The sequence below is a fragment of the Streptomyces sp. MB09-01 genome, from assembly GCF_033794505.1.
Lineage (GTDB): Bacteria > Actinomycetota > Actinomycetes > Streptomycetales > Streptomycetaceae > Streptomyces.
Window position 1 is genome coordinate 1 of sequence record NZ_JARAYQ010000141.1, and the last position, 21,829, is coordinate 21,829.

The window sequence follows — 21,829 nt, forward strand, 5'->3', positions numbered from 1 at the left end:
GAGTCTCTCCATGACCTTCCAGCGCCGGATCCTGCTGCTCGCCACCGCGGTGCTCCTGCTCACCGCCGTGGGCATGCTCGCCGTCCTGCGGGCATCGTCCCGGGCCGAGGAGAAGGACCACGCGCAGGCGGGCGGTCCGAGCCTCTCGGAAGGCACGGTCTCCCTGGAGCCGGGCCAGGGCGGGCGCCGGATCGTGTTCCGGAACATGGCCTGGGGACCGCACCGCGACGAGCTCGCCACCGTGCCGGCCGGCGCGCCGGAGGGGGCCCGCACCGCGTCCGGGGTGAGCTGCCTGCGCTTCCACGCGGCCGGCGGCACCGGGATCTGCCTCCGGGCCGACCGCAGCGGGGTCCAGGACGGCTACAAGGTCGTGGTGCTAGACGCCCGCCTGAAGGAGGTGTCCGCGCATCCGCTGAACGGCGTCCCCACCCGCGCCCGGGTCTCGCCCGGCGGACACCTCGCCGCCTGGACCGTCTTCGTGGGCGGGGACTCGTACGCGGGTACGAATTTCTCGACGCGGACCTCGGTGCTCGACCTGCACACCGGCAGGCTCGACGCCTCGCTGGAGGACTTCGAGATCCTCAAGGACGGCAAGCCCTACCGCGCCGCCGACGTGAATTTCTGGGGGGTCACCTTCGCCGCCGACGAGCGGACCTTCTACGCGACGCTGGCGACCGGCGGCCGGACCCACCTGGTCCGCGGGGACCTGGGCTCGCGGACGGTGACCACCCTGCGGGAGAACGTCGAGTGCCCGTCGCTGTCGCCCGACGGGACCCGGCTGGTGTTCAAGAAGCGGGTGCCGGACCTGCCGGCCGAGGCGCCGTGGCGGCTGTACGCACTGGACCTGGCCTCCGGTGCGGAGACCCCGCTCGGTGAGGCGCGGAGCGTGGACGACCAGGTGGTGTGGACGGACGACCGGACCGTCGTCTACGCCCTCCCGGGGGACTTCGGTGCCGACCTGTACGCCGTACCGGCCGACGGGAGCGGCGCTCCCACCCGGCTCATGGACTCGGCCCTCGCCCCGGCCTTCCTCGGGTGAGGAGGCCGCGGCGACGCCCGGGAAAACCCGCCCCGACGCCGCCCGAGGGCATGCCGGAGCAGGGGAGGACCGTTTTTCCGTTTGTCTGTTCCGGCTAGGCCGGGATCAGCGTCTTGCGGCGCCGCTTGCGCTGCGCGCCGGCCGACAGCCTCAGCTCGATGATCGACCGCACGGCCGGCCACTCCTCGTCGAGGATCGAGTAGAAGGCGGTGCTGCGGACGGCGCCGTCCAGCCCCCGCGAATGGGCCCGGCGGACCCCCTCGCAGGTGAAGCCGAGACGTTCCATCGCGGCGCGCGACCGGCCGTTGCGCGCATCGGCGCGCAGCGAGATGCGCCGCACACCCCAGGTCTCGAAGGCATGGCGGAGCATGAGCAGCTTCGCCTCGGTGTTGATGCCGGTTCCCTGGGCGGCGGGGGACAGCCAGGTATTGCCGATCTCGGCGGCATCGGGGATCGCCGTCGCCGGATCGCCGAACGGGACGCCCGGCACGGCGGGCCACACCAGCGGCCCCTGCCAGTAGTCGAGTTCCAGGAACCGGGTCGAACCGACGACGCACCCGTCAGTGGCTCTGACGACGGCGAAGGGGAGCGATCGACCCGCCGCCTGATCGGCGAGGGCACGGTCGATGTACTCGTGGGACGCCTGCACCCCATGGGGTACGGGGGTGAAGGCGTAAGTCGTACGATCCTCGGCCCCGGCCACGGCCAGAGCCTCGGTGTGGTGGGGGGCGAGGGGCTCGAGCCGCACGGTGCGGCCCGCGAGGTGTACGGGTACGGGCACGGAGCCTTCGGTCCTTCTGGGCGGTGGGGTGGTTGCACAGTCTGCGTCCATGACGTCGCCCCCCGTGCAAAACACGAGTGAAAGGCAACCGGCTGTCAGGTGAACGCGAGTGGCTCAATGTAGCCCCTTAATGTCCTCTCATGAACCCCCAATTTGGCAATGGTGTGACGCTGATTTTCGATGACTTTGGTCCCCGCGGCGGAGCGCCCGTAATCCTGATCCACGGACATCCCTTCAACCGCACGATGTGGGCCCCCCAGACGGCCGCGCTCACCGCCGCCGGATACCGTGTGATAGCCCCTGACCTGCGGGGATACGGGGAGAGCCCGGTGCTTCCGGGCAAGGCCCTGCTCGCCGATCTCGCGGACGATCTCGCCTCCCTCCTCGCCTCGCTGGGCATCGAACAGGTGGTCGTCGGTGGTGTGTCCATGGGCGGTCAGATCGCCATGGAGCTCCGACTGCGCCACCCGGGTCTGGTACGGGCCCTCGTGCTCTCCGACACCTCCCCGGTTCCGGAGACGGACGACGGCAAGAAGCTCCGCCGGGAGACGGCCGAACGGCTGGTCGCCGAGGGCCTGCGGCCGTACGCCGAGGAGGTCATTGACAAGATGCTGGCGCCGTACAACGTGACTGGCATGCCGGAGGCCGCCGCACGGGTGAGCGCCATGATGTGCGCGACCGACCCGCAGGGCGCGGCCGCCGCCCTGCGCGGCCGGGCCGAGCGCCCCGACTACCGGCCCGTGCTCGCCGAGACGGAAGAGCCCTGCCTGGTGCTGGTCGGCGCTGACGACGTCTACACCCCGGTCGCGGAGGCCGAGGCCCTGCACGCACTGCTGCCGAACGCGGTGCTCACCGTCATCGAGGGAGCCGGGCACCTGCCCGGGGTCGAGCAGCCGGAGGCCTTCAACCGGGCGCTGCTGGAGTTCCTCGCCGGGCTCTGAGCCGTCCGCCGCGGTACGGCCGCACGCGGTCGGGCCCGGCCGGGGATCCCCCGGCCGGGCTGAGATCATTGCGGGCATGGACGACGTACTGCGGCGACTGGCCGCCGTGGGGCCCTTCTTCTCCGTCCCGTACGGTACGGAGCCGCCAGGGCCCGGCTTCCGGCCGCTGACGGCGCTGTACGGGGAGCGGCTCGGGCCGTACGTGGCCGAGGTGGGCCGGCGGATCGGCAGCGGCCCGGGCCGGGTGGCCGCCTCGACCGCACAGCTCGGCATCGCCTCCCGGCTGTGGTCGCTCGGGCTGGGGTGCGCGGCGCTGGCCGGGCGGGTGCCGGACCTGGCCGCTGACCGGGTGTGGTGGCGGCTGCCGGCCGCGGGGTCGCTGGAGCTGTGGCTGCCCGAACCCGCGGACCTGCCGGCCGAAACGCTCGGGGAGACAGTCCTCGGGAACCTGGCCCAGCTCGACGCGGGCCTGCGGGAGCGGTTCGGGGTCTCGCAGAAGGTCCTGCGGGGGAACGCCGCGTCCGGGCTGGTCGGGGCGCTGCGGGTGCTGATCGACCGCGTTCCGGGCGGCGCGGCCGTGGCACTGGCCGGCGCCCTGCTGGCCGAGGGCGGGGCCCTTGCGGGGACCGGCACGTTCATCCACGAGGAGGGCCTCGGGGTGGCCTTCGTACGGCGCAGTTGCTGTCTCTACTACCAGGTGCCGGGTGGCGGGCTCTGCGGGGACTGCGTGCTGCGGACCCGGTAGCCGCACGGCCGTTCGAATGAGCGCAGGTGTGGCAAGCTGCGGCGCCCCCGGCGCTCCTCCTACGGTCCGCTGCATGACCGCTCGCTCACCGCACCAGCCGTCCGAGCTGACCCGCCGCGCCGCGCTCACCGGGCTCGCCGCCGGTGCCGGCTCCCTCGCCCTGGGCGGCGGCGCCCCGGCCGCCGCCGCCGGGCCCGGCCCTCCGGCTCGGCCGAACCGTCCGCCGCGGACCCGGACCCCGCGCCGGCGGCGATGAAGCTCTTCGCCGACCCGGGGTTCAACTTCGCCGGCCTGCTCGCCCTCGGCGGGGCCGGCATGCAGGCCTCCGAGGTCGGCGAGGTGCTCACCGCGGTCAATGCGATCAACGCCGCCGGGCTGTCGGAGCAGACCTTCAGCGACACCTTCCGCTCCTGGGGCGACGAGCTCGCCGCGCCGCCGGCCGCCGGCCGGGGCGGCCACGAGGCCCCCTCGCAGACCCGGCGCTTCCGCTCCCTGCGCGCCGCCCCGTACTACGCCCAGCGCTGTTCTACGTCCTCGGCACCGACCACCCCGGGGACGAGAAGGCGGTGTACCAGGCCGGACGCACGGCATGGGACACGTTCACCCAGCTTTGCAGCCCGGCCGCCGTGCGCGCGAAGGTCCCGTACGGCAGCACGCACCTGCGTCGACTGGCTGGACGCGCGCAAGGAGGTGGACAGCGCACGGATCGCACTCACCGGCCTCAGCACGGGCGGCAACCTCGTGGCCCGCGCCGCCGCCTTCGAGCACCGGCTCGCGGCGGTCGCCTGCCAGCCGGGCTGTGTGAGCCCCTGGCTCGGATTCGACAAGGAGCTGCGCGACATCGTCACGGCCGACAAGGAGGAGACGAACCTGATCTGGAACGAGGAGGTGGTTCCGGAACTGACCCCGCAGGCCCCAGCAGATGTACGACCTGCTCCGCTCGCGCAAGGAGTACGTGAAGATGACGGAGGCCACCGGGGCGCAGTTGCACTGCTCCCCGATGGCCCCCCAGCAGCACTGCGACGTCGTGTTCGACTGGCTCGCGGACGTGCTCAGGTCCTAGGACCGCCTTCTCAGAAGGTCAGGTTCCAGGAGTCGATCTTGCCGGTGTCGCCGCCGGCGTTGTCGTTCACGCGGAGCTTCCAGGTGCCGGTGGCGACCTCGGAGGAGGCGTTGACGGTGAAGACCTGGTTGATGTTGTCCGTGCTGCCGCCGGCCCGGTTGTGGACGGTGTAGACGGTGCCGTCGGGTGCGATCAGGTCGACCTTGAGGTCACCGATGTAGGTGTGCACGATGTTCACGCCGACCTTGAGGGTGGCCGGGGCGTTGCCGGTCACCCCGCTGACGGTGATCGGGCTCTCCACGGTGGTGTTGTCGCCGATGGCGAAGTCACCCGGGTTCTCGAAGTACTTGCCGGGCGGCGGGGTGGAGCCGACCGCCTTGAGGGCGTCGACCTGTCCCTCGCCGAAGAAGCCGTTCTTCGCGGTGGTGCCCTTGCACCGGCTGTCCGACGGGCAGGCGACGTCGTTGGCCTGGGTGGCCAGCTTGTCGCGCAGCTGCGCCGGGGTGATGCCCGGGTTGGTGCTGGCCAGCAGCGCGGCCACACCCGCGACGTGCGGCGAGGCCATCGAGGTGCCGCTCATGCTGCCGTACTTGCCGCCCGGCAGGGTGCTGTAGATGCCGGTGGCGTCGCCGCCGGGGGCCGTCACGTCGACGACGTTCAGGCCGTAGTTGGAGTACGAGGCCTTCGCGGTGGTGCCCATCGCCGAGACCGTGACGACGCCCGGGAGTTCGGTCGGGATGTCCAGGCAGGCGTTGGTGATGGTGCGGGTGACCGGGGTCGAGTCGTTCGGGGACTCGGTGTCGGTCGTCTTGTTGGCCAGGTCGATGTTGGAGTTGCCGGCCGCCGCGACCTGCAGCGAGCCCTTGCCCTCGGCGTACTCCTGGGCGCGCTTGACGCCCTCGATGATCGCGGCCTGGTCGGCGTTGTCCGGGCAGTTGAACTGCCACGGGTCCGTGTAGTAGCTGTTGTTGGTGACCTTGAAGCCGTGGTCACCGGCCCACATGAAGCCGCAGACGGTGTTCTCAGCGAAGAAGAGCGAGGAGCCGGGCTCGGCGATGCGCACCGAGGAGATCTTCACGCCCGGGGCCACGCCGATGACGCCCTTGCCGTTCTTGGCGGCGGCGACCGTACCGGCCACGTGCGTGCCGTGGGTGCCGACGTCCCGCCAGGCGCCGGAACGGGTGTCCGGCTTGCCGTAGGCGCAGGACGCGGAGTCCGCCGCGTTGAAGTTCGGGGCCAGGTCCTGGTGCTGGTCGTCCACACCGGTGTCCAGGATGCCGACCTTGACGGAGGCGGAGCCGGTGGTGACGGCCCAGGCCTGGTCGGCCTTGATCTGCGTCATGTCGGCGCGGACGGGCTCGCCCGAAGGCGTCGTGGACTGCGCCGGGTTGGCGGGCAGCGCCGGGTTGTAGGCGTCCGCCGGCACGTCCGAGGTGCGGGTGGCGCCGACCTGTTGGACACCGCTGACACCGCGCATGGTGGTGGCGAAGGTGCCGGACGCGGAGTGGGCGACGATCACACCGATCGCGTCGTAGTACTGGAAGACCGTGCCGCCGTTGGAGGTGACGGCGTTGCGCACCGCCGTGGTGTCACCGGGGGCGGTGATCACGAGGTAGGCGCGCGTGCCGGCAACCCAGGTCGCACTCTGGGAAGTCGGGGCCGCGGCCCGGGGCGCCGCCGCAGCGGGGGCCGGGGCGGGGGAGCCGGAGGGAGAGACCGGGGCGGTGCCGGCGAGTGCGGCGGGAGCCCCGAAAGCGAGTGCCGCGCCGAGCGTGGCGGCCAGCACGAGGGTACGTCGAGGTCGGCTGGATATGTGGGGTATCAATGCGTCCTCCGAAGACCCGGTGGTCATGCCGGGTCGTACGAAACAAGTGGTGGACGCAAGATGTCATGCACACGGCCTGCTGCGGAAGTACCTTTTGCAGCATGGAGGTTCGTTTATCGGTAGTCGAATTCCGACTATGGGTACAACTGCGCAGAATGCGGCGGGCCGACCGGGCTGGGCACCGTGGGGGCGAGCCCTGCCCGGCCGGCCCGTGCGGGCGGACCGGCTAGACCGGTACACCGTCCTTGGGGACGTGCGAGGGGATCGGCACGGCGGCCGGCGCCGGCTCCGGCTCGGCCGGCTCCGTCCGGTATCCGTCGTCGACCAGCGTGGTCTCGTCGAACGGCATCCGGCCGGCGAGGACTTCGGCGGCCCGCGCGCGGTCGAACTCCTTCGTCCACGTACCGATGAGCACCGTCGCGACCGCGTTGCCCGCGAAGTTGGTCAGGGCCCGCGCCTCGCTCATGAACCGGTCGATGCCCACGATCAGGCCGACCCCGTCCACCAGCTCCGGCCGGTGCGACTGCAGTCCGCCGGCGAGGGTGGCCAGGCCGGCGCCGGTCACCCCGGCCGCGCCCTTCGAGGCGATGATCATGAACAGCAGCAGCGAGATCTGCTCGCCCAAGGCGAGCGGCTTGCCCATCGCCTCGGCGACGAACAGCGAGGACATCGTCAGGTAGATCGCGGTCCCGTCCAGGTTGAAGGAGTACCCGGTGGGCACCGTGATGCCGGTGACCGGCCGCGACACCCCCAGGTGCTCCATCTTCGCGATCAGCCGCGGCAGCGCCGACTCCGACGAGGAGGTCGAAAGGATCAGCAGGAACTCCCGGCCCAGATAGCGCAGCAGGGCGAAGACGCTGACCCCCGTGCACACCCGCAGCAGCGTGCCCAGGACCACGAACACGAACAGCAGGCAGGTCGTGTAGAAGCCGATCATGATGACGGCGAGGGACTTCAGCGCGTCGATGCCGGTGGCCCCGACGACCGCGGCGATGGCCCCGAAGGCGCCCACCGGAGCCGCCCACATGATCATCGCGAGGACCCGGAACACCAGCTTCTGCAGGTGCCCGATGCCCCGCAGCAGCGGTTCCCCGGCCGTTCCCATGGCCTGCAGTGCGAACCCGCAGAGCAGCGCCACCAGCAGCGTCTGGAGCACCTCGCCCCCGGTGAAGGCGGACACCAGCGTGGTCGGGATGATCCCGAGCAGGAACTCCGGCGTGCTCTCGGCGCCGCCCGCCTTGGCCTGCGCCTCGCCCGCGCTGCGCGCCGCCTCGGTCAGGTGCAGCCCGCTGCCGGGCTCGAGCAGGTTGCCGACCAGCAGGCCGATGGCCAGTGCGACCGTGGACATGACCATGAAGTAGCCGAGGGCGAGCCCGCCCACGGCGCCCACCTTGGCGGCCTTGCGGACGGATCCGATGCCCAGCACGATCGTGCAGAAGATCACGGGCGAGATCATCATCTTGATGAGGTTGACGAAGCCGGTGCCCAGTGGCTTGAGCTCCACGGCCACGCCGGGTGCGGCGAAGCCGACGGCGATGCCGAGCAGCACCGCGCCGATCACCGCGATGTAGAGATAGTGCGTTCTGTCGCGTCTGGCGGCCACGATGCCTCCCGGTGGTGAATACGTTCGGGGAGACCATCGCCCAGGGCTGTGACCCCGGTCACCCTTGCGTTCATTGAGTTCACGGCCCGGTGCACACTGAGCGGCATGTTCCGCTTCCCCCGGCCTCCGCGCAGCCTCGCCGGACAGCTCTTCGCCATGCAGGTGCTGCTGGTCGCACTGGTCGTCGCGGGCTGCGCCGTCTACGCGTACGTCACCGCCCGGGGCCAGGCCGAGGACGCCGCCCGGCGGCAGGCCGGTGCCGTGGCCCACGCCGTCGCCGACTCACCCTCCGTACGCGAGGCCGTCCGGGGAGCGGCCCGCGGCAGCGACCCCTCCGTCGAGCTCCAGCCCTACGCCCAGAAGGTCCGCGCGGACTCCGGGGTGGACTTCGTCACGATCATGGACCTCGACGGGCGGCGCTGGACCCACCCCGACCCGCGCCGGATCGGCGAGCCCTTCATGGGCAACACCGCCCCCGCGCTGCGCGGCGAGACCTTCAGCGAGACCTACACCGGCACCCTCGGCCCCTCCATCCGCGTGGTCACCCCGCTCGAGGACGACGGCCGGATCGTCGGCCTCGTCAGCGCCGGGATCACCGTCCGCGCGATCAGCGACCGGCTCGGGGCACAGCTCTCCGCCCTCGCCTGGGTCGCGGCCGCCGCCCTCGCCCTCGGCGGGGTCGGCACGTACGTCGTCAACGCCCGGCTGCGCCGCCACACTCATGGGATGAACGCGGCCGAGCTCAGCCGGATGTACGACTACCACCAGGCGGCCCTGCACGGGGTCCGCGAGGGGCTGCTCATGCTCGACGGGCAGCGCAGGATCACTCTGATCAACGACGCCGGGCGGGAACTGCTGGGCCTGCCGGGCGGCGAGATCACCGGCACCGGCGTCGCCGACCTCGGTCTGCCGGCCCCCCTCACCGGAGCCCTGCTCGCCGACCGGCCCCGGGTGGACGAGGTGCACCTGACCGCCGACCGGGTGCTGGTCGTGAACAGTTCGCCGGTCGCGGGCGGCGGCCGCCGGGGCACGGTGGTCACCTTGCGCGACCACACGGAGCTGCAGGCGCTGACGGGCGAGCTGGATCACGAGCGGGGTTTCACGCAGGCCCTGCGCTCCCAGGCCCACGAGGCGGCCAACCGGCTGCACACCGTGGTCTCCCTCATCGAACTGGGCCGTGCGGACGAGGCGGTGGACTTCGCCACCGCCGAGCTGGAACTGGCCCAGGCCCTCACCGACGAAGTGGTCACCGCGGTCGGGGAGCCGGTGCTGGTGGCGCTCCTGCTGGGCAAGGCCGCCCAGGCGCACGAGCGGGGGGTGGAGCTGGTCGTCACCGCGGACAGCCGCAGCCTCGCCGACGGGGGAGGGCTGCCGCCGGCCCGTGACCTGGTCACGGTGCTGGGCAACCTCATCGACAACGCGGTCGACGCCGTGACCGCCGTACCGGGCGCCAGGATCGCGGTGACGCTGCGGCCGGAACGGGACGAGCTGCTGCTGCGGGTCGCCGACAACGGACCCGGACTGCCCGACGGAGTGGACGTGTTCCGCAGGGGCTGGTCCGGAAAGGGGGAGGGGCGCGGCCTCGGCCTCGCCCTGGTCCAGCAGGTGGCACAGCGCTACGGCGGCACGGTGATCGCCGCGCAGGGTCCGGGCGGCGGAGCGGAGTTCACGGTCCGCCTGCCGGTCGCGTCCCCGCAGGGCGCGCAGACTCCGGACCCGGCCGTGTCCCCGCCGGTCGCCTCCCCGCCGGTCGCCTCCCTGCGGGGCGAGGCGGCCCCGGACCCGGCCGCCGGGGGGCCGCGGTGAGCGCGGGCGACGTACGCGTCCTGGTGGTCGAGGACGATCCGGTCGCCGCCGACGCCCACGCGCTCTACGTGGGCCGGGTGCCCGGCTTCAGCGCCGTCGGCGCCGTCCACTCCCTCGCCGAGGCCACCCGGGTCCTGGAGCGGACCCGCGTCGACCTGCTGCTGCTCGACCTCGGCCTGCCCGACGGGCACGGCCTGCGCTACGCACGCGGGCTGCGCGCCGCCGGACATCCCGTGGACGTGATCGTGGTGACCTCCGCACGGGACCTGGCCGTGGTGCGCGAGAGCGTCTCACTCGGCGTGGTCCAGTACGTACTGAAGCCCTTCGCCTTCCCCACGCTGCGCGAACGGCTCCTGCGCTACGCCGAGTTCCGCGCGACCGCGGGCGAGGCGGCCGGCCAGGACGACGTGGACCGGGCGATGGCAGCCCTGCGCGCGCCCCGCCCGGCCGAGCTGCCCAAGGGGCTGAGCGCGCCGACCCTGGACCGGGTCGCCGCCCTGCTGCGGGCGGCGCCCGAGGGGCTGACCGCGGCAGGGGCGGCCGAGGCGGCGGGGATCTCCCGGATCACCGCACGCCGCTACCTGGAGCACCTGGTGGACACCGGCCGCGCGGACCGCACTCCCCGGTACGGCCAGGTCGGCCGCCCCGAACTGCACTACCGTTGGCTGGCGGCGGCCGGTTCGGTGTCGAACGTGTAGAACTTCCGGTGGTCCAGCATGTCGGCCGGCGTCACGTCGTTCCACGGCCGCATCGTGTCGTTCAGGTCCACGACGTTCGCCGTGCCCGCGGCCGGCAGGTAGGTCGACTGCGGATGCCGCGCCTGCCAGTCGGCCCACAGCTTGTCGATGAAGGCGTGGTGCATCCAGAACACCGGGTCGTTCGGGGAGACTCCGGTGGACATCTGCCCGCCGACCCACACGTGCACCCGGTTGTGCAGGTTGGCGCCGCGCCAGCCCTCCAGGTGGTTGCGGAAGCCGTTGGAGGAGCTGTTCCAGGGAGCCATGTCGTAGACCGGCATGGCGAGCACGGAGTCGACCTCGGCCTTGGTCGGCAGCTGGGCGACGCCCGTGCCGAGCGCGCGCCGCAGGTACGGGCGCCCGTCCACCCGTACGTCTATGTTCCACTTGCCCGTCGCGTACGCGAAGGGGCCGTCGAGGACCTGTCCGTCGCGGGCCCGTCCGGTGCCGCCGAGGAAGTCGGGGGCCCAGAGGGAGGAGCGGGAGGTGCGGTCAACGGTCCAGTCCCAGTAGGGAAGCGCGACGTTCGCGTCCACTTTCTGCAGCGCCGCCTCGAATTCCAGCAGGAACCGGCGGTGCCAGGGAAGGAAGGACGGGGAGCGGTGGCCGACCCGGTCGCCCGAGTCGGTGTCGCTCATGATGAAGCCGTTGTGGGTGGTGACGAAGCGGTCGTAGCTGCCGGTGCGCTTGAGCTCCAGCAGGGCCGAGGTGAAGGCGCGCTTCTCGTCGGCGGTCAGCGTGGCCTGGTTCTTGCGGACGGTCATGCCGCACCACCGAAGGGGGCGAGGGTGGCGCCCTGGAGGTCGCGCACCGCGGCGCGGGCGAGCAGGGTGGGGTCGGAGAAGGTCTCGTAGTGGTTGATCACGCTGATCCAGGTTCCGTCGGCGTTGCGCATCACGTGCAGTTCGCGGCCGTCTATTCGTACGGTCGGCTGGCCGGGGGAGTGGTGGCCGCCGTGGTGGCCGCCCTCGCCCGGGGTGATCTGAATGCGGCGGCCCTTGTAGACCTCGTCGACCGTGCCCGGGGGTGTGGACGCGGTGGGGGTCGCGGCGGCGCTCGTGGCGACGCTCGCGGCGGTAGCGGTGAGGCCAAGGACGGTGAGTGCACCGGCAGTTGTACCCAAGGCCTGACGGCGGGTGATCTTGTTCATGGCCCGAGAGGTATCAGGGCAAAGGAAACGACGGGCCGGGATCCGGACATCAGCGGATAAGTTTCCCGTAGAACAAGTTGGATGATCTTCCCGTCCGGACCGGCTCCTGCGGTTCTAACGGGAAGATCTGCGGGATCGAGCCTACTCGACAGTAATTTCTTCGGATCCTCAGGGCGCGTATGCGGGGGGTCACACCCCAGAGTCGGCTGGAAGCAGAGCGTCATCCGTCGCTCGCGTCGCCTCGTTCTCGTCCCGGATTGATGGGCTTTGTCACCTATAGTCCCGATATGGCTCTTCATGAGACGAAGGACACGCGCTCCCGCGACGCCGATACGGACGTGTTCGCGTCCGCGCTGAGCGGCGAGGTCCTCCCCAAGTACCGGATGCCCGAGGACCACTCGCCCACCGAGGTCGTCTACGAACTGCTCCGCAACGAACTCCTCCTGGACGGCAACGCCGCCCAGAACCTGGCCACCTTCTGCACCACCTGGTCGGACGAGGGCGTCCACCGGCTGATGAACGACTGCCTCGACAAGAACATGATCGACAAGGACGAGTACCCGCAGACCGCGGAGATCGAGTCCCGCTGCGTCAACATCCTCGCCGACCTGTGGAACGCCCCCGCCGGCGCCACCGCGACCGGCTGCTCCACCACCGGTTCCAGCGAGGCCGCCATGCTCGGCGGCCTCGCCCTCAAATGGCGCTGGCGCGAGCGCCGTCGCGCCGCCGGCCTCCCCACGGACCGCCCCAACCTGGTCTGCGGCCCCGTCCAGGTCTGCTGGGAGAAGTTCGCCCGCTACTTCGACGTCGAGCTGCGCCAGGTCCCGATGGAGCCCGGCGCCAACGGCCTGCTGCCCCATCAGCTCGCCACCTACGTCGACGAGAACACCATCGGCGTCGTCGCCATCCTCGGCGTCACCTACACCTGCGTCTACGAGCCCGTCGCCGAGATCGCCGCCGAACTCGACCGGATCCAGGCCGAGCACGGCTGGGACGTCCCCATCCACGTGGACGGCGCCAGCGGCGGCTTCGTCGCACCCTTCCTCCACCCCGACGTGGTGTGGGACTTCCGGCTCCCGCGCGTCGCCTCCGTGAACACCTCCGGCCACAAGTACGGGCTCGCGCCCCTCGGAGTCGGCTGGATCGTCTGGCGCACCGCCGACCTGCTGCCCGCGGACCTCGTCTTCGACGTCGACTACCTGGGCGGCGACATGCCGACCTTCGCCCTCAACTTCTCCCGCCCCGGCGGCGAGATCATCGCCCAGTACTACCTCTTCCTGCGCCTAGGCCGCGGCGGCTACCGGCGCGTCCAGCTGGCCTGCGCCGAGACCGCCCAGTACCTGGCCCGCGAGATCGCCCAGATGGGCCCCTTCACCCTCCTCTACGACGGCGAGGGCGGCCTCCCGGCGGTCTCCTACAGGCTCGCCGACCCGGAAGCGGCCGGTTTCACCCTCTACGACCTCTCCGACCGGCTGCGCATGAGGGGCTGGCAGGTGCCCTCGTACCCGCTGCCCGCCGACCGCGACGACACGGTCATCCAGCGGGTCCTCGTCCGGCACGGCGTGACCCGCGACCAGATCGCCCTGCTCGTCGCCGACCTGCGCCACGCCGTGGAGCACCTGCAGGCCTCACCCCCGCCCGTGCCGGCCGCGGCGCCCCGGTCCGGCTTCCACCACTAGCCGCCGCATGGGGCAACGGCCGTCCGACGTGTGGGCGGAGGGGGACGCCTACGAGCGGTACATGGGCCGGTGGAGCCGTCAGGTCGGCGAGGTGTTCGTGGCACGGCTCGGCGGCCGCAGCGGTATGCGGTGGCTGGACGTGGGCTGCGGCACCGGAGCGCTGACCGCGGCGGTGGCGGCCCGGTGCCGGCCGCGCGCCGTGGTGGGACTGGACCGGTCCCCCGGATTCCTGCGCGCGGCCCGGGCCGCCGCGCCCGCGCCGGCCCGCTTCGCCGTGGCCGACGCGTCGGCGCTGCCGTTCCGCGACGCGGCGTTCGACGCGGTCGTCAGCGGGCTGGCCCTCAACTTCCTGGAACCGCCCGGGGCGGCGGCCGCCGAGGCCGCCCGGGTGGTCCGGCCGGGCGGGCTGGTCGCGGCGTACGTGTGGGACTACGCCGAGGGCATGGCCCTCCTGCGCCGCTTCTGGGACGCCGCGGCCTCGGTCGACCCGGCGGCCTCCGCGCTGGACGAGGGCCGGAGGTTCCCGCTGTGCCGCCCGGGTCCGCTGCGCGCGCTCTGGACCGGGGCGGGGCTGGTCGAGGTGACGGTCGCCCCGATCGAGGTGCCGACCGTCTTCCAGGGTTTCGCGGACCTGTGGGAGCCCTTCCTGTCCGGCCAGGGACCGGCCCCCGGCTACGTCGCGACCCTCGCGCCCGCCGCCCGGGACCGGCTGCGCACCCGGCTCGCCGCGACCCTCCCCACCGGCCCGGACGGCTCGGTCTCCCTCGCCGCCCGCGCCTGGGCGGTCCGGGGCCGGCGACCGTGAGGCGCATGGGTCCCGGCCATCGGAGGAGAGCGCCCCGGGTCACATGCGGCGGTGTCACGTTCCGAGCCGGCCGCTCGTCCCATGGGCACGAACGAGACGAAGAACGTACTGCTGGCCGATCGTCCGCGACACCCCGACGGGCTTCGGCACCCACCTCCGGACGACCGCCGAGGCCTTCGGATCCCCGAAGCCGACGAGCGTCCCCGCCCGGCTGGTGCGGCCCGCCTCGTACGCGTACCGGATGGTCAGGACGAACACGCAGGTGTCCAGCGCCAAGGCGAAGGCCGGGCCGGGGCTCCGAGCCGTCAGGGCTGCGCCGAAGCACTGCGCGTGCTCGCCGCGAGGTGACCGCTCTTGATCGATCGGCACGCCGATGCCACGGTGGCGATCATGACCGATCATTTCGAGGAGCACCGGCGCGTGCTGTTCGCCGCCGCGTACCGCATGCTGGGCAGCGTCGCCGACGCCGAGGACATCGTGCAGGACGCCTGGCTCGCCTGGAACCGCACCGACCGGACGGCCGTCGAGCACCCCAGGGCCTACCTGGTGCGCACCGTCACCAACCTGAGCCTGAACCGTTTGAGGTCCGCCCAGGCCGTCCGGGAGGCGTACGTCGGGCCCTGGCTCCCCGAACCCCTCCTCACCTCGCCCGACATCGCCGAGGAAGCCGAACTGACCGACACCGTCTCCATGGCGGTCCTGGTCGTACTGGAGACCCTGACCCCGACCGAGCGCGCGGTGTTCATGCTCCGCGAGGTGTTCGGGTACCCCTACGCGGAGATCGCGGAGGTCGTCGGCAAGTCCGAGGCCAACGTCCGCCAGTGCGCGCACCGGGCCCGTGAACACGTCCAGGCCCGGCGCCCCCGCTTCACCGCCGGCGCGGCCGAACAGCGGGAGATCGCCGAGAAGTTCCGCGCGGCCTGCTCCGGCGGAAACCTGGGCGAAGTGCTCGAACTCCTCGCCCCCGACGTCGTCACCTGGTCGGACGGAGGCGGTGTCGTCACCGCCGCCCGCCGCCCGCTGTACGGCGCCGAACGCGTCGCCCGCTGGTGGCTCGGCGTCCTGGCCAAACCGCGGACCGGCGAGGGGGAGATGCGCGTCGCCGAGATCAACGGCGAGCCCGGCCTCCTGCTCGTGCTCGACGGCGTTCACATCGGCGCGATGACCTTCGAGGCCGTCGACGGCCGGATCACCGCGCTGCGCATCACCGTCAACCCGGAGAAGTTGCGCGGCATCCAGGCCCACCCCTGAACGGGGGCGGCGCCCCGCGGGGCGCCGCGCCGGGTGGCCCCGGGGTTACCGGGCGCCGAAGTTCTGCGTCCACCAGGGGCCGCCGGCGCCCTGGTGGACGCCCACGCCGAGGTCCTTGAAGGAGCAGTTGAGGATGTTCGCGCGGTGGCCCGGGCTCTTCATCCACGAGTCCATGACCGATTGCGCGGTCTGCTGGCCCTTGGCGATGTTCTCGCCGTAGGTCGACCAGCGGTATCCGGCCGCGGTGGTCCGCTGCCCCGGGTCCGAGCCGTCGGGGTTGGTGTGTGAGAAGAAGTCCCGCGCCGCCATGTCGTCGGAGTGCCCCTGAGCGGCAGCGCGCAGCTGCGCGTCCTCCTTGAGGGGGCCGCAGCCGGCGGCCGCCCGCTCGGTGTTGACCAGGGCCAGGACCTGGCCGGCGATCCCCGGCGGGGCGGGCGCCGGCTTGGGCGCCGAAGGCCGCGGGCTGGGCGAGGTGCTGCGGCTCTGCGTCGGACTCGGGCTCGCGGACGGGCTCGGCGAGGCGGAGGCCGACGCGGAGGGCGAGGGGGACGCGGAGGGCGACGGCGAGGCCGACTCCGACGGGAGCGCGGACTCGGTCGCCGACAGCGCGGCCAGCGGGGCGGCGGGCGTGGTGCCGCCGTCCGTCGGCTCACCGGAACCCGGGAGTCCGCCGAGGTACACGAGGCCGCCGCCCGCGACACAGGCGGCCAGCACCGCGCCGCCGACCACCCGGCGGCGACCGCTGCGCCGCCGCTTGCGCAGCTCGCCCCGGCCACCGCCCGCACTGTCGACCGGAGTGAGCTGGGTCGCCGTGTCGGCGAAGCCGTCCTCGGCTCCGTCGGCGAAGGCCGCGGCTACGGGGGCGAAGCCTGCCGCCCCGGCCGTCCGCACCCCTGCCAGCAGGGCCGCCGACACCGGTACGAGGGCCAGACCGGCCAGCAGCCCCTCCGCCGGAACCAGTCCGCTCCACAGCCCGGAGCACCGTACGCATTCCCGCGCGTGCCGGGCTATTCGCTTGCGCCACAGCGCCGAGGGCCGGCCGTCCCAGCCCGCCATCACGGCCCGCAGTTCCTCGCACGGCGGATTGGCCTCCAGCGCACGCTCCACCACCCGGGCCGACTCCAGCTGCGCCTTCATCCGCTGGACCCGGACCGCCGTGTGCTGCGGGGACAGCTCCAGCGCGGAGGCCACCTCCGCCCGCGTCAGCTCCCCGGCGCACTCCAGCCACCACAGCGACAGCAGCGCCCGGTCCTCGGGCTCCAGCCAGCGCGTGGCCCGGGCCGTCTCGCGCCGCTGGCCCGCCAGGTTGAGGCGTACGACGGTCAGGTCGACGAAGTCGGCCCCCGGGTCGGCGACGTCGTAGGCCGCCTCCAGCGTGCTCTCGCCGAAGCCGCTCTGCCGGGCCTGCCAGTGCGCCCGCACCCGGTTCATCGCGATCGCCACCAGCCAGGACCGGAAGCTCTCGTCGGCGCGCAGGCCGCCCAGCCCGTCGAGCGCCCGCAGCATCGTGTCCTGCACCACGTCGTCCACGTCGCAGGAGCCGTTCAGCGCCCGACCGACGATGTTGTAGACGAGCGGGAGATGGGCGCTGACGAGCTCGTCCTGCGCGCGGGGGTCGCCCGCGCGGGCCGCTGCCACCAGCGCTGCCGTGTGCTGAGTACTCATGTGATGTTCCCTGTCCGTACCGGCGGTCGATGATGCCCGATACCTGGGAGACCGTCGACTGGGGCCTCGATAACACTTATCCCGAAAGTTTTTCGGAAAGTAGTTTCCCCGGCCTCCGGAGCGGGCCGTGTGGGCGAAGGGACGCGGAACCACATGGAAGCACGGCCGGGGGTGGAGGCCGCAGCCGGGGGCCGGAGCAGGGCGTGACCGAGCGCCGCCCCCGGCCCGTTCGGGCAAGGGCGGCGCTCGGCCTCGCGGTTCGAGCCGGGCGGTCGGCCACCGCGACGGCGTGGTCGGCCCACCGCCGCCCACGGACCGGGTCGGCAGGCATCAGCGGCCGTTCCGGTCCCCCATCGCACCAGTGATCCCTAGCGTGGCCCCATGACGAGAGATCAGGACATGGGGCGGCGAGCAGCCGTGGTGCTCTGTGTGACTGCGGCGCTGATGGGGCCGGGAAGCCTGGCCGGCGCAGCCGCCGGGACGCCGGCAGCCGGGCCGTCCCCGCGGCCCGATGCCCTCGTTGTCGGACAACGTGTCCGTGATCAGCACCCGCCGCCGTGGGAGACGGCCCCAACGGCCTCGCTGTCAGCCCGGGCGGCTCCCTGGTCTACGTCAGAACCTTCGACGCGGGACACCCTCTCGGTCATCGACACCCCGACAGCCCGCGCAACGGACACAGGGGCCGTGGGCGACGGTCCGACCGGCGTGGCAGCGGCACCAGGAAAGCGGGCCTGACCCGGGGTCCGAGCTCTAGTCGGGGGCCACCTTGCAGGCGCTCACCGCGGTCCCGTTGGTCACACTGCTCGCGGTCAGGCCGGTCACACACTTCTCGTGGTTGCCGGACTGGGCGTCGTAGCACGCCGTCCGGATGGCGGCCGAGGCTTCACCGCCCTGCAACTCGCGTTCGACCTGGTTGATGCAGGCCGTGACATCCGCGTGGGCGGCGGGGGCCACGAGGGCCGCTCCACCGAGGGCGAGGGTCAGACCGGTGAGGACACCTGCGATACGGGTAGACGTGCGCATGTGATGCACCTGCTCTCCGGGATCGTCGCGCGGCCCGGGACCTGTGTGCCGGATCCGCGCGGGAACGGCGTCGAGCGCACGCGGGCTGTGTACGGCCGCGGTGCCCGGGCCCCGCACCGGACCGGCTCGGCCAAGCCTCCCCTTCCACCTTCGACGCTAGAGCAGCCCCCCGCCGCACGCACCCGCTGGCGTCTGCGCAGGACCGTGAGGCCGAGCGCGCTGCCCCCGGTTCGGGGAATCGCACTGCCCCCGGCCCCCGGTTCAGGGAGCCGCCCGGCGCAGGGACAGGGCGAAGGCGCAACTGGTGACGGTGAGGACGGCGATCGGCGGAAGGGGAAGGTAGAAGGCGGATATGGCCAGGCCGACGAGAGAGGCGGCGAGGAGTGTCCACCCGAAGGCGGTGCGCCGCTCGACGAGGGCCGGGGAGTGCCGGGCGGCGAACAGGGCCAGGAGGGCGCAGGAGATGACGAACAGGGCCATGACGGAACTCATGCCGTTGACGACGTCGAGGGTGCTGCGCTCCAGGCCCAGCAGGGTCATGCTCGTTGCCCGCATGGCTGCGGAGGAGGCTTCTTGCTGCGGGGTCGGATCGCCCCAGGCCGCGGCGCCGGCAAGGGCGAGGTGGGCCGTACCCAGCAGCGCGAAGCCGCCGATCCCCACCTTGAAGGGCCGCAGCGCCCCGGACTTGCGCCGGAGAACAGAGAGGGTGGGTGCGCTCATGGTGACTCCTGAGGCTGGATCAGATCGACCTCTACATCTGTAGAGGTCCAAGCTGGATGGAACTCTACACCTGTAGAGGTTCCGTGGTGCGTGAGACCGCCCGGCCGAAACGACGCGGCCTTCCACGCCAACGGGGGAGGCACGGGCAGACCGGCCTCGTGAGCCCTGCAGGGATAACCTCGTCCCCTGTTCGCCGGGGATGAGGGCGGATTCCCGGGAGGGTGCGCGAGGCCGCAACCGCGTCGCAGGGCGGGGAGGCCCGGCCGAAGTGTTCTCGCGCCCGACGGCCGGGGCCTGCCCGCCCGGGCCCGGTCAGCCCAGGAGGTCCGGCGCCCGCAGCAAGGCGGACGGGATGCCCCAGGCGTCGACGAGGTCGACCGCGAGGGGACGCACCTTGCGGCAGAGGCCGTTCACCTCGCGGCTGATCGCCTTGGAACGCTGGACGGTCAGCCGCCCGTGCTCCATGAACCAGGCCCGGTCCGCCTCGATCGTCGACAGGGCGAACAGGTCGCAGAGGAGGGCGAGCGCCGCCTTCTCGCCCCCTTCGGGCATCGCGCGCACCTTGTCCACGAACGCCTCCGTCACCAGCCGCTCGACGTGCGCTCGCGCGAGGGCGATCACGTGGTCCTGCACCTGCGAGAAGACGGTGCCGGGATCGCGCTTCTGGTCGATCCCGCGCTTGATCCGCCGGGCCAGGCCGGCGAGCATGTGCTCCTCACGGAAGCGGACCATGGCGAGCTGATACTCCGAGTCGAGCAGCCCGGCTTCACGGTCCCACTCGTCGCCGCCGGGCAGCAGGTCGCGTACCCGTTCGAGCAGTTTGTGGGCCGACGTCCGCTCGATGACCGTCTCGACGGCGAGGTTGGTGACGTAGCGGACCATGCCCAGCTGGTCGAGGTCCTCGAACTCGCTCGCGTGATCGGTGAGCAGCCCCTTGGCCACGAGCTGCAGCAGGACGTGGTTGTCGCCTTCGAAGGTGGTGAAGACGTCGCTGTCGCTCTTCAGGGCGGCGAACCGGTTGACGGCCAGGTAGCCGGCGCCACCGCACGCCTCGCGGCACTCCTGGACGACCCGGGTGGCGTGCCAGGTGCCGAGCGCCTTGAGGCCCGCGGCCCGTGATTCGAGCCGGCGCCGCGCCCGCGCGTCGTCCTCGATGCCGGAGAAGACCTCGTGCAGCTGCGTGCGCACGACGTCCTGCGCGAAGTGCAAGGCGTACGTCCGGGCGATGAGCGGCAGCAGACGGCGCTGATGCAGTCCGTAGTCGAGGAGCACCTGCTCCCCGGTGTCCGGGGCCGCCTCGAACTGCCTGCGCCGCACGGCGTACTTCGTGGCGATCGACAGGGCGACCTTGGCGACGTTGATCCCGGCGCCGGAGACGCTGACCCGGCCCTGGACCAGGGTGCCGAGCATGGTGAAGAAGCGCCGGTTGGGGTTGTCGATCGCGCTCTCGTAGACGCCCTCGGGGGTGACGTCGGCGAACCTGTTGAGCAGTGCCTCGCGCGGTACCCGAACGCCGTCGAACCAGATGCGGCCGTTGTCCACACCGTTGAGCCCCATCTTGCGGCCGTCGTCCTCGATCCGGACGCCGGGCGCCGTCGCGCCGCGGACCCGGAGCGGGACGACGAAGGCGTGCACGCCCCGGGACCGGCCGTCCACCTCCAGCTGGGCGAAGACGACGGCCAGCTCGGCATGGCGGGCCGCGTTGCCGATGTAGTCCTTGCGCGCGTGGTCGTCGGGGGTGGTGATGACGAACTCCCGGCTCGCGGTGTCGTACTTCGCGACGGTGCCGAGCGCCTGGACGTTGGAGCCGTGCCCGGTCTCGGTCATCGCGAAACACCCCATGAGCTCCCCGGTGATCAGGCGCGGGAGGTAGGCGTCGTGGTGGTGCGCGGTGCCCAGGTGCAGGATCGCGCCGCCGAAGAGTCCGAATTGCACGCCGACCTTCACCAGGACCGACAGATCGCCGAAGGCCAGCGTCTCGAATGCGGCGATCGAGGCCCCGACGTCACCGCCCCCGCCGTACTCGGCGGGAAAGCCCATGCCGGTCTGGCCCGTCGAGGCCATCTTGACGACGATCTCGAGCACCCGCTCGCGAAAGGCGTCGATGCCGAGCTCCTCGGCCTCTTCGAGGACGGAGGCGTACGTCGCCAGGTTGGTACGGACGAGGCCGCGGATCCCGGCGTACTCGCCGTCGAGCACCTCGCCCAGCGAAGAGACGTCGATCTCGGGCTGCACGTAACCGGTCGCGGGGGTGGAAGCGTTCTCGGGGGCCATGCCGGTCCGTTACCCGGCCGCGGGACGATCAACCTGGCGCGAACGAGTGGAGGTTCTGCCGGCGCGTCGTCCCACGACCGTCGTACGGTCTGCCCGGACCGGAGGTCCGGGCAGACCGCCACCCTCCGGCAGCCGGCTCCGGTTCAGCAGCCGCCGCAGTTGTAGAACGTCACGTCCCAGTGGTTGCCCTCGTCGGCGTAGATGTTTCCGGCGCCGGACTTCCACTGGGGGGCGCCGTCACCGCGCACCCCGATGTAAGTGAACGTGCTCTTGATGTAGTTCCCGACGCACGTGTACTTGCTGAAGTCGAGCTTGTAGCCGTTCCAGTGGGAGTAGGTGCCGCCGGCGTGCCCGGTTTCGGTGCCGCCGGTGATGTTCAGGGTGCATCCGCTGGCGCTCTTGAGGGTCTGGGCGCCCTTCGCCGTGGCGAGGTTGAGCTGTTCGAAGGACGTACAGGTCGGATTGTTGCGGTCCGAGCAGCCGCCGGACGAGGACCAGGTGATCCCTGAGGCGCGGAACATCGAGGTCGCGGTGGCGTGGCTGATCTTGGTGGCCGCGTGAGCCTCGCCGGCGCCGCCGAGGACGCCGACCCCGGGGGCGAAGAGCGCGCCGAGGAGGAGGGCGAGGGCGGTGAGGACGGGGCGGAGCGTGTTGCCGCGTATGCGGGTCGTGCCGGTGGGTGCCTTGGGGTCCTTCATGAGCGTTCCTCCTGGGGATGGGGG

The 21,829-nt window shown here is 72.2% G+C and carries 21 protein-coding genes; 10 read left to right on the forward strand and 11 right to left on the reverse strand.

Annotated elements, in window-relative coordinates; genetic code table 11:
• Positions 1-1,039 (forward strand): hypothetical protein (locus PV721_RS26285; RefSeq protein WP_319728288.1); only part of this gene is annotated, 1,039 nt, incomplete at its 5' end.
• Positions 1,040-1,133: 94 nt separating this feature from the next.
• On the opposite strand, the gene PV721_RS26290 is transcribed toward PV721_RS26285, so the two are convergent.
• Complete coding sequence (locus PV721_RS26290; RefSeq protein ID WP_319728289.1) at positions 1,134-1,820, reverse strand: GNAT family protein; 687 nt, start codon at positions 1,818-1,820, stop codon at positions 1,134-1,136.
• A 140-nt stretch (positions 1,821-1,960) separates the two neighbouring features.
• Between PV721_RS26290 and PV721_RS26295 the strand changes: the two genes are divergently transcribed.
• The 4 genes from PV721_RS26295 (at position 1,961) to PV721_RS26310 (ending at position 4,569) form a co-directional block, all read left to right on the forward strand.
• A complete protein-coding gene (locus PV721_RS26295) occupies positions 1,961-2,761 on the forward strand; it encodes an alpha/beta fold hydrolase (RefSeq protein ID WP_319728291.1) in 801 nt (266 codons plus the stop codon).
• Positions 2,762-2,837: 76 nt separating this feature from the next.
• Positions 2,838-3,506, forward strand: a complete 669-nt coding sequence (locus PV721_RS26300) for a (2Fe-2S)-binding protein (protein WP_319728292.1) — start codon at positions 2,838-2,840, stop codon at positions 3,504-3,506.
• Between the two features lie 73 nt (positions 3,507-3,579).
• Positions 3,580-3,762, forward strand: a complete 183-nt coding sequence (locus PV721_RS26305; RefSeq protein ID WP_319728294.1) for a hypothetical protein — start codon at positions 3,580-3,582, stop codon at positions 3,760-3,762.
• Between the two features lie 666 nt (positions 3,763-4,428).
• Positions 4,429-4,569: a hypothetical protein gene (locus PV721_RS26310; protein ID WP_319728296.1), complete on the forward strand. Its 141-nt coding sequence runs from the start codon at positions 4,429-4,431 to the stop codon at positions 4,567-4,569.
• Between the two features lie 10 nt (positions 4,570-4,579).
• On the opposite strand, the gene PV721_RS26315 is transcribed toward PV721_RS26310, so the two are convergent.
• Positions 4,580-6,355 carry a S8 family peptidase gene (locus tag PV721_RS26315; protein WP_319728316.1) on the reverse strand — a complete coding sequence of 592 codons (1,776 nt, stop codon included), beginning with the start codon at positions 6,353-6,355 and terminating at the stop codon, positions 4,580-4,582.
• Between the two features lie 265 nt (positions 6,356-6,620).
• On the reverse strand, positions 6,621-7,997 hold the full coding sequence (locus PV721_RS26320) for a cation:dicarboxylate symporter family transporter (RefSeq protein WP_319728297.1): 1,377 nt from the start codon (positions 7,995-7,997) through the stop codon (positions 6,621-6,623).
• 105 nt (positions 7,998-8,102) lie between these two features.
• Here PV721_RS26320 and PV721_RS26325 point away from each other — a divergent pair, with 105 nt between their 5' ends.
• Both PV721_RS26325 and PV721_RS26330 read left to right on the forward strand, forming a co-directional pair.
• Positions 8,103-9,803, forward strand: a complete 1,701-nt coding sequence (locus tag PV721_RS26325) for an ATP-binding protein (protein WP_416371187.1) — start codon at positions 8,103-8,105, stop codon at positions 9,801-9,803.
• Complete coding sequence (locus PV721_RS26330; protein ID WP_319728299.1) at positions 9,800-10,501, forward strand: response regulator; 702 nt, start codon at positions 9,800-9,802, stop codon at positions 10,499-10,501. Before PV721_RS26325 ends, PV721_RS26330 begins: the two co-directional genes overlap by 4 nt.
• Here the strand turns inward: PV721_RS26330 and melC2 are convergent.
• Both melC2 and melC1 read right to left on the reverse strand, forming a co-directional pair.
• On the reverse strand, positions 10,459-11,304 hold the full coding sequence (gene melC2 / locus PV721_RS26335; protein WP_319728300.1) for a tyrosinase MelC2: 846 nt from the start codon (positions 11,302-11,304) through the stop codon (positions 10,459-10,461). The genes PV721_RS26330 and melC2 overlap by 43 nt on opposite strands.
• Positions 11,301-11,690, reverse strand: a complete 390-nt coding sequence (gene melC1 / locus PV721_RS26340) for an apotyrosinase chaperone MelC1 (RefSeq protein ID WP_319728301.1) — start codon at positions 11,688-11,690, stop codon at positions 11,301-11,303. Before melC1 ends, melC2 begins: the two co-directional genes overlap by 4 nt.
• Before the next feature lie 287 nt (positions 11,691-11,977).
• Between melC1 and PV721_RS26345 the strand changes: the two genes are divergently transcribed.
• Both PV721_RS26345 and PV721_RS26350 read left to right on the forward strand, forming a co-directional pair.
• On the forward strand, positions 11,978-13,369 hold the full coding sequence (locus PV721_RS26345) for a glutamate decarboxylase (RefSeq protein WP_319728302.1): 1,392 nt from the start codon (positions 11,978-11,980) through the stop codon (positions 13,367-13,369).
• A gap of 7 nt (positions 13,370-13,376) precedes the next feature.
• Positions 13,377-14,174, forward strand: coding sequence for a class I SAM-dependent methyltransferase (locus PV721_RS26350; protein ID WP_319728303.1), 798 nt, complete (start codon positions 13,377-13,379; stop codon positions 14,172-14,174).
• Between the two features lie 54 nt (positions 14,175-14,228).
• Here PV721_RS26350 and PV721_RS26355 read toward each other — a convergent pair whose 3' ends face one another.
• Positions 14,229-14,543, reverse strand: coding sequence for a hypothetical protein (locus PV721_RS26355; RefSeq protein WP_319728305.1), 315 nt, complete (start codon positions 14,541-14,543; stop codon positions 14,229-14,231).
• 21 nt (positions 14,544-14,564) lie between these two features.
• Here PV721_RS26355 and PV721_RS26360 point away from each other — a divergent pair, with 21 nt between their 5' ends.
• Positions 14,565-15,425 (forward strand): RNA polymerase sigma-70 factor, encoded by an 861-nt coding sequence (locus PV721_RS26360; RefSeq protein ID WP_319728307.1) that lies wholly within the window; start codon positions 14,565-14,567, stop codon positions 15,423-15,425.
• A 45-nt stretch (positions 15,426-15,470) separates the two neighbouring features.
• On the opposite strand, the gene PV721_RS26365 is transcribed toward PV721_RS26360, so the two are convergent.
• From PV721_RS26365 to PV721_RS26385, 5 genes are all read right to left on the reverse strand, one after another.
• Positions 15,471-17,090, reverse strand: coding sequence for a sigma-70 family RNA polymerase sigma factor (locus PV721_RS26365; protein ID WP_319728309.1), 1,620 nt, complete (start codon positions 17,088-17,090; stop codon positions 15,471-15,473).
• A 750-nt stretch (positions 17,091-17,840) separates the two neighbouring features.
• Complete coding sequence (locus tag PV721_RS26370; RefSeq protein WP_319728311.1) at positions 17,841-18,113, reverse strand: hypothetical protein; 273 nt, start codon at positions 18,111-18,113, stop codon at positions 17,841-17,843.
• 261 nt (positions 18,114-18,374) lie between these two features.
• Positions 18,375-18,833: an LIC_13387 family protein gene (locus PV721_RS26375; protein ID WP_319728313.1), complete on the reverse strand. Its 459-nt coding sequence runs from the start codon at positions 18,831-18,833 to the stop codon at positions 18,375-18,377.
• A gap of 312 nt (positions 18,834-19,145) precedes the next feature.
• Positions 19,146-21,107, reverse strand: coding sequence for an acyl-CoA dehydrogenase family protein (locus tag PV721_RS26380; RefSeq protein ID WP_319728315.1), 1,962 nt, complete (start codon positions 21,105-21,107; stop codon positions 19,146-19,148).
• Positions 21,108-21,250: 143 nt separating this feature from the next.
• Positions 21,251-21,805 carry a hypothetical protein gene (locus PV721_RS26385; protein ID WP_319728318.1) on the reverse strand — a complete coding sequence of 185 codons (555 nt, stop codon included), beginning with the start codon at positions 21,803-21,805 and terminating at the stop codon, positions 21,251-21,253.
• Positions 21,806-21,829 lie beyond the last annotated feature (24 nt).